Origin of the sequence: Microvirga sp. HBU67558, from assembly GCF_018069605.1 — a bacterium.
GTDB classification, from domain to species: Bacteria; Pseudomonadota; Alphaproteobacteria; order Rhizobiales; family Beijerinckiaceae; genus Microvirga; species Microvirga terrae.
In genome coordinates this window covers 1-242 of sequence record NZ_JAGPUP010000041.1, presented here as the reverse complement: position 1 = coordinate 242, position 242 = coordinate 1, and the positions used below count along the sequence as shown (strand labels likewise).

Genomic DNA, 242 nt, shown 5'->3' with positions numbered 1-242 from the left:
TGGCTGATTGATCTCGTGCGCGATTGAGGCCGACAGGGCTTCCATGGCCGTGAGCCGGCTCTCTCGAGCCAAGCGCTCGGAGCGGATCGAACGGGCCAGTCGAGCCTGCAAGACTGTCGTCTCGGACAGGAGAACCAGCAGTACCACGCTCGCGGATGCCAGGCCGAAGAGGCGACCCGCCCACCAGCCGACGCTCAAGCGCGTGGCGCCGCCGAGATACGAGATCAGGAGGAGTTCGATCA

The 242-nt window shown here is 65.3% G+C and carries 1 pseudogene; it reads right to left on the bottom strand.

The annotated features are described in order from the left end of the window. A pseudogene (locus tag KBI52_RS00150) lies at window positions 1-242 on the bottom strand (hypothetical protein); the annotation flags it as partial.